This is a genomic window from Snodgrassella sp. M0110 (assembly GCF_016101465.1).
GTDB lineage: Bacteria > Pseudomonadota > Gammaproteobacteria > Burkholderiales > Neisseriaceae > Snodgrassella > Snodgrassella alvi.
In genome coordinates this window covers 32,412-46,976 of the sequence record NZ_JACFQM010000012.1, presented here as the reverse complement: position 1 = coordinate 46,976, position 14,565 = coordinate 32,412, and the positions used below count along the sequence as shown (strand labels likewise).

22 protein-coding genes and 1 pseudogene are annotated in these 14,565 nt (G+C 35.3%); 20 read left to right on the top strand and 3 right to left on the bottom strand.

Annotated features, from left to right (window positions below):
- The 6 genes from H3T84_RS11245 to H3T84_RS11220 all read left to right on the top strand — a co-directional run.
- Nucleotides 1-385, top strand: a 385-nt coding sequence (locus H3T84_RS11245; protein ID WP_198219158.1) for an RHS repeat-associated core domain-containing protein, incomplete at its 5' end; no start/stop codon positions are given.
- Between the two features lie 133 nt (nt 386-518).
- On the top strand, nt 519-857 hold the full coding sequence (locus tag H3T84_RS11240) for a hypothetical protein (RefSeq protein ID WP_143421275.1): 339 nt from the start codon (nt 519-521) through the stop codon (nt 855-857).
- Between the two features lie 73 nt (nt 858-930).
- On the top strand, nt 931-1,563 hold the full coding sequence (locus H3T84_RS11235) for an RHS repeat-associated core domain-containing protein (protein ID WP_198219156.1): 633 nt from the start codon (nt 931-933) through the stop codon (nt 1,561-1,563).
- Nucleotides 1,563-2,066 (top strand): hypothetical protein, encoded by a 504-nt coding sequence (locus H3T84_RS11230; RefSeq protein ID WP_174833549.1) that lies wholly within the window; start codon nt 1,563-1,565, stop codon nt 2,064-2,066. The genes H3T84_RS11235 and H3T84_RS11230 overlap by 1 nt, the downstream gene beginning before the upstream one ends.
- 44 nt (nt 2,067-2,110) lie before the next feature.
- A complete protein-coding gene (locus H3T84_RS11225) occupies nt 2,111-2,950 on the top strand; it encodes an RHS repeat-associated core domain-containing protein (protein ID WP_370524140.1) in 840 nt (279 codons plus the stop codon).
- Between the two features lie 17 nt (nt 2,951-2,967).
- On the top strand, nt 2,968-3,282 hold the full coding sequence (locus H3T84_RS11220) for a hypothetical protein (protein WP_025315283.1): 315 nt from the start codon (nt 2,968-2,970) through the stop codon (nt 3,280-3,282).
- Between the two features lie 65 nt (nt 3,283-3,347).
- Here H3T84_RS11220 and H3T84_RS11215 read toward each other — a convergent pair whose 3' ends face one another.
- A complete protein-coding gene (locus H3T84_RS11215) occupies nt 3,348-3,533 on the bottom strand; it encodes a hypothetical protein (RefSeq protein ID WP_198219155.1) in 186 nt (61 codons plus the stop codon).
- 123 nt (nt 3,534-3,656) lie between these two features.
- Between H3T84_RS11215 and H3T84_RS11210 the strand changes: the two genes are divergently transcribed.
- From H3T84_RS11210 to H3T84_RS11180, 7 genes and pseudogenes are all read left to right on the top strand, one after another.
- Nucleotides 3,657-4,427, top strand: a complete 771-nt coding sequence (locus H3T84_RS11210) for an RHS repeat domain-containing protein (RefSeq protein ID WP_198219154.1) — start codon at nt 3,657-3,659, stop codon at nt 4,425-4,427.
- Between the two features lie 11 nt (nt 4,428-4,438).
- Entirely contained in the window at nt 4,439-4,819 is a 381-nt protein-coding gene (locus H3T84_RS11205; RefSeq protein WP_037473648.1) for a hypothetical protein, read from the top strand.
- 173 nt (nt 4,820-4,992) lie between these two features.
- Nucleotides 4,993-5,151, top strand: a pseudogene (locus H3T84_RS12550) (RHS repeat protein); the annotation flags it as partial.
- Nucleotides 5,152-5,193: 42 nt separating this feature from the next.
- Nucleotides 5,194-6,690: an RHS repeat-associated core domain-containing protein gene (locus H3T84_RS12545; RefSeq protein WP_198219153.1), complete on the top strand. Its 1,497-nt coding sequence runs from the start codon at nt 5,194-5,196 to the stop codon at nt 6,688-6,690.
- A 14-nt stretch (nt 6,691-6,704) separates the two neighbouring features.
- Nucleotides 6,705-7,013, top strand: a complete 309-nt coding sequence (locus H3T84_RS11190; protein WP_198219152.1) for a hypothetical protein — start codon at nt 6,705-6,707, stop codon at nt 7,011-7,013.
- A gap of 218 nt (nt 7,014-7,231) precedes the next feature.
- A complete protein-coding gene (locus H3T84_RS11185; RefSeq protein ID WP_198219151.1) occupies nt 7,232-7,639 on the top strand; it encodes an HNH endonuclease in 408 nt (135 codons plus the stop codon).
- 17 nt (nt 7,640-7,656) lie between these two features.
- Nucleotides 7,657-8,385 (top strand): SMI1/KNR4 family protein, encoded by a 729-nt coding sequence (locus H3T84_RS11180; RefSeq protein WP_198219150.1) that lies wholly within the window; start codon nt 7,657-7,659, stop codon nt 8,383-8,385.
- A 15-nt stretch (nt 8,386-8,400) separates the two neighbouring features.
- Here the strand turns inward: H3T84_RS11180 and H3T84_RS11175 are convergent, their stop codons facing one another.
- On the bottom strand, nt 8,401-8,676 hold the full coding sequence (locus tag H3T84_RS11175; RefSeq protein ID WP_198219149.1) for a hypothetical protein: 276 nt from the start codon (nt 8,674-8,676) through the stop codon (nt 8,401-8,403).
- Nucleotides 8,677-8,736: 60 nt separating this feature from the next.
- On the opposite strand from H3T84_RS11175, the gene H3T84_RS11170 reads away from it, so the two are divergent.
- The 6 genes from H3T84_RS11170 (at nt 8,737) to H3T84_RS11145 (ending at nt 12,732) form a co-directional block, all read left to right on the top strand.
- Nucleotides 8,737-9,096, top strand: a complete 360-nt coding sequence (locus tag H3T84_RS11170) for an RHS repeat domain-containing protein (protein ID WP_198219148.1) — start codon at nt 8,737-8,739, stop codon at nt 9,094-9,096.
- A gap of 420 nt (nt 9,097-9,516) precedes the next feature.
- The gene (locus H3T84_RS11165) at nt 9,517-9,873 is read left to right on the top strand and encodes a hypothetical protein (protein WP_198219147.1); all 357 of its coding nucleotides are present in this window, start codon (nt 9,517-9,519) and stop codon (nt 9,871-9,873) included.
- A gap of 148 nt (nt 9,874-10,021) precedes the next feature.
- Nucleotides 10,022-10,426 (top strand): RHS repeat domain-containing protein, encoded by a 405-nt coding sequence (locus H3T84_RS12540; protein WP_370524139.1) that lies wholly within the window; start codon nt 10,022-10,024, stop codon nt 10,424-10,426.
- Between the two features lie 256 nt (nt 10,427-10,682).
- Nucleotides 10,683-11,084, top strand: a complete 402-nt coding sequence (locus H3T84_RS11155) for a hypothetical protein (RefSeq protein WP_198219145.1) — start codon at nt 10,683-10,685, stop codon at nt 11,082-11,084.
- A 678-nt stretch (nt 11,085-11,762) separates the two neighbouring features.
- Nucleotides 11,763-12,266, top strand: a complete 504-nt coding sequence (locus H3T84_RS11150; RefSeq protein ID WP_198219144.1) for a hypothetical protein — start codon at nt 11,763-11,765, stop codon at nt 12,264-12,266.
- A 208-nt stretch (nt 12,267-12,474) separates the two neighbouring features.
- Nucleotides 12,475-12,732 (top strand): hypothetical protein, encoded by a 258-nt coding sequence (locus tag H3T84_RS11145; RefSeq protein ID WP_198219143.1) that lies wholly within the window; start codon nt 12,475-12,477, stop codon nt 12,730-12,732.
- A 144-nt stretch (nt 12,733-12,876) separates the two neighbouring features.
- Here the strand turns inward: H3T84_RS11145 and H3T84_RS11140 are convergent, their stop codons facing one another.
- On the bottom strand, nt 12,877-13,089 hold the full coding sequence (locus H3T84_RS11140; RefSeq protein ID WP_198219142.1) for a hypothetical protein: 213 nt from the start codon (nt 13,087-13,089) through the stop codon (nt 12,877-12,879).
- A gap of 357 nt (nt 13,090-13,446) precedes the next feature.
- Here H3T84_RS11140 and H3T84_RS11135 point away from each other — a divergent pair, with 357 nt between their 5' ends.
- Nucleotides 13,447-13,914 carry a hypothetical protein gene (locus H3T84_RS11135; protein ID WP_198219141.1) on the top strand — a complete coding sequence of 156 codons (468 nt, stop codon included), beginning with the start codon at nt 13,447-13,449 and terminating at the stop codon, nt 13,912-13,914.
- Nucleotides 13,915-14,565 lie beyond the last annotated feature (651 nt).

Sequence of the window (14,565 nt, the reverse complement as noted above, 5' to 3'; positions counted from 1 at the left end):
CAGGTATTATGATCCGGATATAGGTAGATTTACCCAGCCAGACCCGATTGGGCTGCTGGGTGGCTTGAATCTGTATCAGTATGCGCCTAATGGGTTGACTTGGGTCGATCCGTGGGGATTGACTGACACCCTTCTAGAAAAGGGCTTACCACTTTCTGATGCTACTAAAATTTATAGGATTAGTACTAATGGTCATTATGGATTTGATTTCAATCCTCGAGAAATAGAAGCTATTAATAAAGGAAAATTAGCTCCACCAGGTGTTTCTGTTATTAGGGCTAATAGTGTCGATGAAGCCACTAAAATATGGAATGGAGCTTTTCCTAATAGGCCTACGACAAGTGTGGGTGAAGCAAAAGTCGTAGATCTTAGAAAATTGGATTAGATGTTATTCATGATCCATCTAAAGGTAAGTTGGGAGTAAACCATGCAAGATTAATTCACTCAGAAGGTATTAATGGTTTTAATACTAATAAAAGTAAACTATTTGGCATTTTCAAAGGATGTAAAGGGTAATGATGAAAGACTATATTGTTTCATTTAGAGATAAACAGAGATATGCTCTTATAGAATATAAAAAAATTGAAAAGTTTGATCATTATTATGAAGGAGTGATTATTGAATCTAATTTTCCGAAAGAAGTAATTTTTTTTATTAATGAATGTAATTCGATTATTAATGATATGGCGATATCTCTTTTGGATGAGATTGAAGAAAAATTATATTCTTATGATATTGGTTTGGAAAAAAATTGTTCTAGAATTTTTGATATTGAATTTATTGATAAAAATAAAATTTCTTTTTTTACAAAATACCCATCAAGTCAAGGTTATTTAGATAAATATCCGAATAGTTAATTAATATAAAAATCGTAATATTTATGAGTCACTGGCGCGGATAGATAAACGAGGTAATGAGCCCGAAAGGGTAATGTACTTCCACACTGACCTGAATGGTTGCCCGGAAGAGCTTACCGATACAAACGGCGAATTACTCTGGGAATGCAGCTTTCAGTTATGGGGGAAACGGATTCATGAAATCGAACATGAATCAGTAGAGCAAAACCTCAGATATCAGGGACAATATTTAGACAGAGAAACTGGCTTACATTACAATACGTTCAGGTATTATGATCCGGATATAGGTAGATTTACCCAGCCAGACCCGATTGGGCTGCTGGGTGGGTTTAATCTGTATCAGTATGCGCCTAATGGGTTGACTTGGATTGCCCCGTTTGGTTTGATGTGTAGTAATACAAGTTTCAAAGCAGCCTTTAGAGAAGCAAAACGGAGATTAAGAATTCCTCGTAATACAAATACTCCAAAACCAGTAAAGGTTTATGATAATAAGTATGAAAACAGAACGGTTTGGGAGTATAAAGTTGATGGAAATAAGAAATACATTATTTTACACGAGGAAGATAAATTTGGTCGCGGCCCTCATTTTCATACTGCTGATGATTTGCACGGTGATCCTCTCCAACCAAAAGTAAGATATAATCAACATGGTGGACATATTCCTGAAAATATGACAGGAATTACAAACGCTAAAGGCAGAAAATAATGTCATTATCTTTAAAAGAAAAATTGAAATTATCAGTTATTAAAAAAGAAAAAAAAGCAATTCTTCAAAATATCTCAAATAAATTACGGATTGATAATAACAGCAACTCGATAACGTTTGAGTCGCATGATTATAATGTCTTTTTGTCAAAATTTATTGATAATATTGAATATCAGCCAGTAGATTTATCAGTAAATGAAAATTTATTATTTAACCGATTTTGTGATTTTTTGAGTAGTATTGATAATAATGATTTAGTAGTTTTCCAAATTATCACTTGTAATACATATTATTATTTAAAATTGCATATTAATAACATTAAGCAAAATCCAATATTATTTTGGAATATTAAAGTAAAGAATAGTAACAAGACGCTAGAGTGTTTGCTAGTTGCCATAAGTAACTCTTTTGGGTTTTCAATTTTACCAACAGAGAATTTTTATGAATTAAGAATATGGAATAGTAATAATTACGCTATAGAAAATCGTAAATATCTAAAGTAATAATGGAAATTATAAAGCTTAAGTAGTAGGTACTATATGGCTTAATTAATTTCTTTATCCTCACCGCCACAGATAGCAATCAACCACGGTTTCGCATAGAAGCAAGCGGCAACCAAGAACAACATATCCGCTACTTCCACACCGACCTGAATGGCTGTCCGGAAGAACTTACCGATGCAAACGGTAAAATACTGTGGGAATGTAGCTTTCAGTTATGGGGAAAGCGGATTCATGAAATCGAACACGAACCCATAGAGCAAAACCTCAGATATCAGGGACAATATTTAGACAGAGAAACCGGCTTACATTACAATACTTTCAGGTATTATGATCCGGATATAGGTAGATTTACTCAGCCAGACCCGATTGGGTTGCTGGGTGGCTTGAATCTGTATCAGTATGCGCCTAATGGGTTTACTTGGATTGATCCACTTGGTTTGAGCTGTAGTTTTGATAGTAAGTCGAATCGTTGGCGTAATAATGAAACAGGACGTTTTAACAAACGTCCGACTGATCCGTCAGAATTAGTTCATAATGGTCAGATTAAATATAATGACGTTACTAAATGGGCTAACCAAGGTGGTATTTCTAATCAGTGGATGTCTTCATCACAATTCCCATCAGGAGGTTTTAAATATCAAACAAACTCCAATGGAATTACATATTCAGTACATGGACATGGTACAAACCCTAATGCTGTAGCTAGATATCCGAGTTCAAATGCTGCAAAAGGCCCCACAGCTTCAATTACGACACGTCCTACTGGTGGGGCTCATTCGGCACAAACCAATACATTATCTAATGGAACAAAAGTGAATAGTAGAGGAAGAGATGATGTGCAAATGAACCAGTCACATATTCCATTAATAAATTCTCCATTTTAATTTTTAGGTAAATAGTAATGATTCGAAAAATATTAAATGACATAAAAAATGGCCCAACCATTTTAACACTATCTCAAATAATAGATATAATAAAGTCTCTTCAATTACTTAAAGTTGAGGAAATATTAAAAAATGACAAAGATTTTTTGGAAATATTAGATTTATTAGTTGAGTCTTATTCTGATTCTGCAATATTTGAAGTTAATAATAATAATAAATTTTTTTTAGAAAAATTTAGTGATTGGCTACTTAAATTAGGAAAAAAATATCCAATTGGTAGAAATAAAGATGATTTAAGCTCATATTCAGATATTTTTTTAAAAGAAATGTAAAATAAAAGCAGAAGTGATACTAAAAATCTTCTTGATATTTTTAAATTTATTTTTTTACATATTTTCTAGACCGAAGAGGGACAGAAGAATACAACTACAACCTGATTCGCTGTAACCAGCTCCTGCATTTCAGGGGACACCATTACCGCTACGACGAGCACGGCAGAACTGCCAGCAAACAGACCATCGGCACAACCCAGCACTACCACTACGATGCTGAACACCGCCTGAGCGAAGTACGCATCGAACAAACAGGCCGCAGTCAGCGTTACGGCTACGTCTACGACGCCCTTGGCCGGCGTATCGAAAAACATCAGATAGACCGCGAAGGCCAACCCTACAACCGTACCCGCTTCCTGTGGGACGGCTTAAGAATGATTCAGGAAACCGGCTCGAATCACCCCACCAGCCTATATATCTATACAGATCAGAACAGCTACGAACCACTGGCGCGGATAGACACAGACGGCAACCAAGAACAACATATCCGCTACTTCCACACCGACCTGAATGGCTGCCCGGAAGAGTTAACTGATGCAAACGGCGAATTACTGTGGGAATGTAGCTATCAACTTTGGGGAAAGCGGATTCATGAAATCGAACACGAACCCATAGAGCAAAACCTCAGATATCAGGGACAATATTTAGACAGAGAAACCGGCTTACATTACAATACTTTCAGGTACTATGATCCGGATATAGGACGCTTTACCCAGCCAGACCCGATTGGGCTGCTGGGTGGGTTTAATCTGTATCAGTATGCGCCTAATGGGTTGACTTGGATTGATCCGTGGGGGTGGAGTTGTGGAAATTTTAAATGGGGCAACCCAAAAAGTAAACCAACCTATGGTCATACTTTTTCAGATCATGGACAAAAGGTAAAATCTAATCAATTAAAAGATCGTGCAAGAAGTAAAGGGCATCAAATAGGTCAATATGATGACGATAAATTAGCCGCTGAATTTATTGCTAATGTCGCTAAAAAAGGATCTGGTGTACATGATGTACCGTTACCCCAAAATATAAAGGGTCGGGGTTATTTACCAGATGGGACAGAAATATTTCCTGATATGGCAAGGGTAGTTGTAAAACCCGATGGTTCGGTACGAACATCATTTCCATTTAATTCATCGTATCCAAATTAATAGGGATGAATATGCAAAAAAATAAAAGACTATGTGATGATCTTGGTTTACCACTTGGTGATCGATTTACTCAGGATTGGGCTTATGAATTACCCGATGAATATCGAACGAAAGAATGGCTAAATAAATATATTTCTGCTTATTTACAAAATAAATATTCATCGGAAGAAAAAAAAGAATTAATGATTTTATCTCTTGATGTCATTAACGATTTATTGTCTTTTGGATTAAGTCCAAGTGATGAAATTATTACCAAGGCATTAAATATTCTTTTCGATAATTATAAAGAATATATAGATTTGATAAGCTACTGGTCATTAGATGGAGAACCAATAGAGGATTGTTTTGCATTGACACCTGAAATTAGGAAGTTGAAAAAAAGAATAGAATAGTTCAAATGTATATATATTTTTCCATTTGATAATTGTAAATATCCCATACTTAGTACAAAAATCATATAGAAAATTATGCTATATATTCCATATTATTTAACAGTTCCGGCCAGCTACTGACCTATACCGACCCTGCCGGCCACAGCACCCACTACTAGCGCGACCCGCGCGGACTGGTACACACCCGCATCGATGCTGCCGGCCGTCAGCTCGGCTTCAGCTACGATGCTTACGGACGCCTTACCGCTCTGACCAACGAAAACGGCGAACAGTACCGGTTTCAGTATGATGCCGGCGACCGCCTGACCGAACAGACCGATCTGGACGGGCGCAGACAGCAGCTGAGCTACGACCTGCTCGACAACGTCAGCAGCGTGCGTTTTGCAGCCGGCAGCCCGCATCAGATCGAACACCGCTTCAAACGCGATGCCGTCGGGCGCACCATCAACAAACTGTATTATGGTTCCGGCCATCTACACCAGATTAACCTAGACGGACAGATTATCAGCGACATCGAGCGCGACCACCTGTATCGCGAAATATTACGCACTCAGGGATGCCTGAACACCCAGTTCAAATACGACCGCAACAGCCGGCTGCAACGCAAACAGATACAGCGCAATCAGAATCCCATCCTGCCTGATATCCTCATCGAACGCAGCTACCAGTACGATAACCTCGACCGATTGGTAAGCAAAAAACACAGCAAACACGGGCAGACCGATTACCGCTATGATCACACTGGCAGAATCGAAGGCTGCCGTAACCAGAGATACTGGGAAACCCTGCAATATGATGCCGCTGCCAACCTGCTGGACAGCAAATACAGAGAAGACTACAGCAACTACAACCTGATTCGCTGTAACCAGCTCCTGCATTTCAGAGGGCACCACTACAGCTACGACGAGCACGGCAGAACTCAGACCAAACAGACCATCGGCGCAACCCAGCACTATCATTACGATGCCGAACACCGTCTGAGCGAAGTACGCATCGAACAACTTAACAAAACCGAACGATACCGCTACCTCTATGACGCCCTTGGCCGGCGTATTGAAAAACATCAGATAGACCGCGAAGGCCAACCCTACAACCGTACCCGCTTCCTGTGGGACGGCTTAAGAATGATTCAGGAAACCGGCTCGAATCACCCCACCAGCCTATATATCTATACAGATCAGAACAGCTACGAACCACTGGCGCGGATAGACACAGACGGCAACCAAGAACAACATATCCGCTACTTCCACACCGACCTGAATGGCTGTCCGGAAGAACTTACCGATGCAAACGGTAAAATACTGTGGGAATGTAGCTATCAACTTTGGGGAAAGCGGATTCATGAAATCGAACACGAACCCATAGAGCAAAACCTCAGATATCAGGGACAATATTTAGACAGAGAAACCGGCTTACATTACAATACTTTCAGGTACTATGATCCGGATATAGGTAGATTTACTCAGCCAGACCCGATTGGGTTGCTGGGTGGCTTGAATCTGTATCAGTATGCGCCTAATGGGTTTACTTGGATTGATCCACTTGGTTTAATGCTCTTATATAGAGGTATGAATCTTGCAGAATACGATGAATTAATGAAAACTGGAAAGTGGACATCACCTCCAAGCACCTTAGAAGGAAAATGGTTTGCTGAGTCCTATAAAGATGCTGTTACATGGGGTGAAAAAATGGGACATGGTGGTGATTTCCGTGTCGTTCAGGTTAGCGTTCCTGATAATATAGCAGATGCAGCCTATAAAAATCCTCGATTAGATGGTATAGGAAAAGCTAGATTTATTGATAATGTAGCCCTTAATAAGGCTAAAATAAAGCCTAAATGGAGTAAATATATACATCAACCAAAATGTTAACGAGGAGAAACAAAATGGAAAATTGCAGAGTTAATGTCAAAATTTATTGGACCCCTATACAACAAGATGGAAAAAAAACTCTTCCCCTAAATATAAAATACTATGTTATTACTAAACCAATGGAAGGTAAAAATGGCGATATTTCATCTTGGTCATTAGTATTAAATGTTAAAAGTTACGAGCTAGTAGAATACACTCAAAGAATAGGTTTAGGAGAAGCCTATTTTTTAATGGAAGATGCACCAAGCTTTTTACTTAAGAAAGGATTTATGATGAATATTTATGAAGGACCTAAACTAGTTGGTACAGTTGAAGTTCTATGACTATTTATACTTATGTGTACTAGCTCAAACTTAATCTGACAAATACTACCTACTCATCGGCATTCGTTCTAACACAATGACTGTCTGATGAGTAAAATAAATTCTCTAGCTGCTTTTCTTTAGCCAGTCCTTTTGTCTCTACCCAAGTTTGCCAAGGTGTCTTACCATAACAGTATTTCCCTGGACTCAATCTGTATCAGTATGCGCCCAATGCGTTTATGTGGATCGATCCGTGGGGATGGGCTAAACGTGGTACTGCCAGAAAAAAACGAATGCCTTCCTCAAAGAACAAGCATTTAGATCATTCCAGAACAACATATCATCCGGATGGATCTATTACTTTCTACGACCATAAAGGTCGGGCGGTAACGTATGATAAATATGGTAATCCGGATTTCAGCCCGTATGCGGAAAAAGAAGTAACCTCAACAAGGTTTAATGGTGATAGGAAACACGATAACAAAATAGCAAGCGAAAAGATTGGATACAAAGGATATGATATATATAAGGCTCCGCCAGGAAAAGTGTGGCATCATGTTGATAAAGAGACATTGATACTTCTTGATGCTGAATTACATTACAACTTTCCTCATACAGGTAGTGCATCAGAACTTATTCATGGATAAACCTTAAAGGAAATAAAATGTTTCAATCAAAATATAAAGTACCCGAAGATATTGATAAACTGATTTCGAAATTAAAATTGAAAAAAAAATCACACAGTTCTTATATTAATTTTTTAAAACAATATAATGTGATTGATTTTTATAACATGGAATTTTGTTATGGTATTGACTGTGAAGGGGAAGAATTACCGCTCGAAGTTATTTTAGGCTTCTCAAAAAAAGAAGATGAAGATTTAATTGCTACAAACTATGCGTATCTGAATAGAATACCTGAAAAGCATATTGCTATAGCAACTGTGAATTATGGAGATTTACTTTGTTTACATCCGAATGGCAAAATTTATCATTGGGATCATGAAGTCAATGATTTGTATTTTGATATGAAGGTAATAAACGGATACCTGGAGCAAAATACCAATTTAAGATTTGTAGCAGATTCCTTTGATCAATTTTTATCAATGATTACCAAAACAGAAGAAGATGATTATGATCCAAGTGAAAATGTATTTAATAATCCGAATATTCCTTTTCCAGATGCATCTTTAGACTTATGGTTTAAAAATCCTGAATACATTTTGTTGTCGCCAAAACGAACCATACCAATATATTTAAAAAAATTTAAGCTTTCTGAAAAAGGGTGTGAATTATTAGAAAAATTCAAAAAATTAGAACTTACTGAAAAAAATCGTGAAAGAATAGCAACATTAAAAAAAGAAGGATTTTTGGAAGAAGGAATTTTTGAATAAAAAATTAAATTGTAATTACAATAATAAAAATGTGAACGTTGGCAACATCAGAAAAACAATGCTGAAATAATAAATTTTAGCTTTAAAATCAGGTGGTAAACTGTTTATTACCACCTTCAAACTAAACTGATACCGCATAGGCATGTCCGCAGCAAACAAACCGCCAGCGGTACCCAGTATTATCATTACCATGCCGAACACCGCCTGGCCGAAGTGCGTATCGAATAGCTGAACCATACTGAACGCTACGGCTACGTCTACGATGTACTTGGCCGGCGGATTGAAAAACACCGGCTGGACCGAGACGGCAAGCCATGCAACCGCACCACCTTCCTGTGGGACAGGATGCAGATGATTCAGGAAAGCAGCGCAGACAAACGGCAGAGCTTGTATCTGTATACCGGTGAAGGCAGCTATGAACCACTGGCGCGGATAGACAGAAACGGTAATCAGGAAGAGCACATCTACTACTTCCATACCGACCTGAACGGCATGCCGGAGGAGCTGACGGATGAAGCCGGTGAAATCGTCTGGGAATGTTCATATCAGTTATGGGGCAAACCGATACAGGAGATTGCTCATAGAGAGATACAACAGAACCTGCGGTATCAGAAACAGTATTTAGACAGAGAAACCGGACTGCACTACAATACTTTCAGATACTATAATCCTGATATAATTCGCTTTACTCAGCCGAAGAGGCGGACATAATCTTTATCGGTATGCACCTATGGATCGATCCGTTTGGATTAGCTTCTGTTAGCCTTAAATCTATTTTATTCTCCTAAAATATTGTTAATCCTGCGTTTAGTAATCAAACTAAGATTAATGATTTAATACATAAGCTTAAAAATGACTAAATCATATATAAACAAGGTTAAACTAATCAGAAAAATCAGTATGAAAGATTTACCTGCAAATATTCAAGAACGCTTGCTATTTAAGATGCATATAAGGACGCATATTTACTATGGATAATAGTTGTCTGTATGCTAGTTAAAGACGCTGGTGTATCCAAAATTTCATCAGAATGAGCAACTGCAGAAGAGTATTCTGAAATTGACCTTATGAGAAGATTTTCAACTAAAAATACTGGTAAATTATTAATGATAAGAAAAGATTGTAAATAAAATGAATGTAAAACCAATTGAAACAAAATATGGCTTGATTATCGGGCGGGATGCTTTAATTATATCAGAGACTGAACTCAGCTTATATCCTTTAAATTTTGTCATTAGAACATCGTTATCTTTGTCTTGCTGTGAACCAGCTCTTATAGGTGTTTTAGATGTTAATGTTGATTTTTTATTTAGTAACATAAAAAAACTGACTATATATAGTTTAGATGATTATCCGTATGAAAAAAATTCTAAATCATGCTTTGATTTGATAAAGGATACGAATGAAGATGAAGTCCAGCATATAATTCTTAGCACTTATGACCATATTTTCGATATAGTTGGAAACTATGAAATTAAATATTCATAAATAAATTACATTGAATAAACTGGGGAAAAATTATTATTTTCCAGTTTATTTAATTATTAATTTCTATTCAATTTACTAAAGCAAGCTATCTTTAATCTTTTTTGGCCTCATTCATTTACACTACTGGTGCGGTTAAACCAAACAGGCAATCAGGAAGAGTACAATCTACTACCTTCATACCGACCTGAACGGTATGCCGGAGGGGTTGACGGATGAAGCCGGTGAAATTGTCTGGGAATACTCATATCAGCTGTTGGGTAAATTGATACAGGAAACAGAATATATCTCAGTACAACAAAAGCTGCAGTATCAGGGGCTGTATTTAGACAGAGAACCGGACTGCATTACAATACTTTCAGGTACTACGATCAGTATACAGATTACTTTACTACCTGAGTCGATAGGCCTGGAAGACAGATTAAACCTGTATAAGTACGTCGAGAATCCTCTGATATATATTAATCTACTGGGACTAACTGGCTGCAATAGAAAACTCGGCAAAAATTTTAAAGATGACTTATTCAACACAAAGGTCTCCTTGAAGATTATTTAAGCAAAAATATCCAAAATGGAAAGTTGACAAAAGGGACTGAATTTTTAAAGAATATTGAAATGTTGCGGGATAGTGCGAAGTTAGTCTATGTTGGTCAGGGACAATAAAAAAATCAGCCACTAATGAAAACGTATAGAGGAAAAGAAATGATTTATATATCCAAAAAACACCTGATGGCACAGAGGAATTTGTAACGATTATTGAGTCTGGGATGGGTATGGATATTGGAATTATTTTTTCTCAATAGAGAATGACTATGAAAAAATTATTTAACCGCATGATACAAGGTACTATAAGTGACGTTATGATTTCTGGCTATACAGATGCTGAGACCCTGCCAGTTTTCCACCCAATGTATGAGAGGATATATTTCATCGTAAATGAAAATATCTTCGAATTATATATTGATGATGGAATTATTCGCCATAATCAGTTGAAAAATATAAATGAATGGTTTGATATTGAAGAAGATGACCAATTTTCTTTGATGTCTATATATTCACAACTATTTAAGACTGAACAGGAAATAAAAGTAACTCGAATTGACTACAAGGCAATCCCGTTTTCTACTATTGAGATTAATTACACAGATGGGGAAAATGAAAGGCAGTTATTTTTAGATCCAAATAATTTTTTTGGTTTCACTTACTATAATTAATAAAAACCGGGTAAGCAAATCAAATTTTTTGGCTTTTTTATTTATCTTTTGTTCAATCCACTAAACAAGTACATCCTCAATCCCATTAACTAATTGTTTAGTCTGACAGGGTTGTGCGTACAATTCTTTGTTATATCTACCATTATTATATAAATAGATTAAAATTTTAATGGAAATAAAATGAAGAGATTTTATTGAGTTATAAAATGATGAAAAGTATGAATAATCAGCTTTTTCATACCGATGTAAGCAGCATGCCGGAAGAGCAGGCGGATGGAACCGGCGAAATCGTCTGGAAATGATCATAACAGCTGTGATGCAAACCGATACAGGAGGCAGCACATATCCCGATACAATAGAATCTGCGATATCAGGGGCAGTATTTAGACAGAGAAACCGTACTGTACCTCAATACTTTCAAGTATTATGTATCCGGATACAGATCGTTTTACTTAGCCGGATCCGATTGTGCCGAATGGAGAAATCAATCTTTGCTGTTACGTGCCTAATCCACTGATATGGATCGTCTGCTGGAGTTTATTTCATATTTTAAAAAGAGAAATTTTTTCGAAAAGAGCATCAAGGAATCATTGTCACAGTTAAGTCAAAAAGGGAGCATATAAATATTGATGGAGGCTTTTCCGGATGATAAAAAAGTAAGAGGGATTGGTTCACAGGATGCTGCTGGTATTAGAAAAAAATAAACTCAAGGAATTTAAGAAAAAAGATGGTATAGTCCGTTATAGAAAAGATTGCCCTATTGACTCTAATACTGGTCGTGTATATGGTCATAATGATCATGAAGGTACAGGGCATGGTTCTTTGCCTCATATAAATATTAAACGTTCTGATAGGATAACGATGAGGATTGATTTATATATGGTTGATTTGTATATAAAAAAATTAATTACTGCCATAGAGAATGGTAAGGTTAGAGGTTTTGATGAGATAAAGAATATAAATGGTGAAAATTATTTATTTGAATATGCTATTAAAAAAGAGGATGAACAATACAATACTTATCTTTTCCACATACCGGAAAATAAAATGGAAATGTACGAAGATTATGCAACTGAAGAATTTACTGAGTTTTCCAATATAGAAGATGCTTTTAATTACTTTAAATTACAAGATGTTGATATTAGAAAATTTGCTCCTATTAAAAGGACATTACCTTTTTAAATGATAAAGAAAGCTGGGTAAAAAAATCAAATCTTCTCTTTCCAGCTTTTTTTATTTAACTCTCGTTCCATCCACTAATTCCTAAAGAAAATAGAGAAGCGAAGAATGACTGTCAATAATAATTGTAAAAAAATATATAAAAGGATTAAATAGTAGAATATTTGCAGATTTTGATAATGAGAGGGGTGTAGATTCAGGTATTGTTGGTTTGGCTCAGACAGATGAAATAAAAAACTATATGGGGGAAACTATCTTCTTAAAAGAAGGTGATTACGTTTATTTGTATATGCCAGTTGATGAAATTTTGCCAGAGTATATTTTCTCTGAAGGGTTTGTTATTCATAATCCATATGAATTTAAACCATACAAATGGTGTTGTAAATTAACAAGAGAACTTGAATATATTGAAGATTATGAATCTAGATATAGTAACGATGAAAAAACGCTGGTAGCTAAAAGTTATTAGTAAGGAATAAATGTAAAAACGGAAATAATCTATGGATTATATTCTTCCGATTTTTTATTACTATCTTCGTGCAATCACGGCTAAGCTAGTGCATGGAACTAATGAAGAGTACTTTAATTTCAAGTATCGAGAAACCCTGCGCAGTCAGGGCAGAATGCACACCAGTTTTAAATACGACCGCACCAGCCGCCTTACGGCAAACAGACTAAACGTCCCGGAGCTGGCATTTTGCCGGATATCATACTGGATCGCAGCTACAGCTACGATAATCTGGACAGGCTGGCAGGTAAAAAACACAACCGTCAGGGGCAGAGCGATTACCCCTACGACGTGACTGGCCACATTGAAAGTTGCCACAACGAAGAATACAGGTAAACCTTACAGTTTGTTTCCGGATCAGAAGCTATTAAACAGATAAAACTGATCACCAAAAAAACAAGCTGGGCATATTCAGGGTACGCCTCAATATAATAATAGAATAAAGCAAGGTAAACCAACATCAGTATTTGATAGTAAAGCTAATACTGATAAATTAGTACGTGATACCATAACTCAGGAAAGTCCTGTACCAAATCAACCGGATAAATTTGATATGAAAATTGGTAATAGGGTTGGAACTGGTCTCAATGACGGAGTATAAACAAAAGTCAGAGTTCATGTCGATTCCAAAGGTGAAGCACACGGACACTCAGCAGGAAAGGAATATTGATAATAATGTGCGCAAAAAACAATCAAATTTTTCACGATATTCTTAATGCATATGAAGATTTAGAAAAACCAAATTTTCATTTTGTAATGAAGTCATATAACTCATTAAAATATCAAAGTATATTACATGATATTTATTCTTTATTTAAAATAACAGATAATACTGATTTAAATGATGATTTTTGTATATCTATTCAATTTGAACATTATAATAAACCCTCATTTTTATATTTATCTTTGGTGTCAACATATGCTTTTTTATATTATGAAAATAAAGTAATCAATAGTATTGATACAATGTATCATGAATTTTCTGATCTAATAAATATATTATTTTCTTATGGTTTTATTTTACTAAATAAAAATGAGCTTTTGTATGAGTTTGATATAGATACCTCATCATTTAATGTTGAAAATCAAAAAGCATCAGTTTTAGCATTATTATTTTCATTTGGACTATCAATCAATGAATAAATATTTAATTAGAAAATCAAATAATTTTAATCTGGTATAAATTTATCCTTTGTTTGTTTTTATCTGTTATTTTACTGATACCGACAGAAGCATACCTGCGTTAGTTTTGACGTTATAGTTCATATACAGTTATGTTGGCTAATTGGCTGCGTAATAAGTATTATTTCTATAGACATTGATGCTTGAAATTCAGACCGGAAATAAAATGAATTTAGTAATTTATATTATTTATTTAAATAGTTATTTGATATAATTTTATTTGCAATTGTAAGATTTAAAATTAATCGGGGCAACAGTTTATTAATATAAAACAGAGTGGTTTTGCTATTAACCGTAATGGCAGTAAGGAAAATGATCATGAGGATCATAGAGCATTTAATGCTAGGTATTTATAAGGTAAAATCATATATTAAATAATTGTCTATATAGATTTTATATAACTCAATTAATATTATTGATTTAAACTATTTATTATTTATATTAAATAAATAAATTTAATTAAAATAAATTGATAATTAATTAATGCAATATATTATATATAAAATATAAATTATTAATATTATCTAATTTATGTTTTTAAATGGTAAAATATGGATATATATTGTCAATTATATTTGTTTTAGTTAATAAATTTAACATGTTATTGTTGTT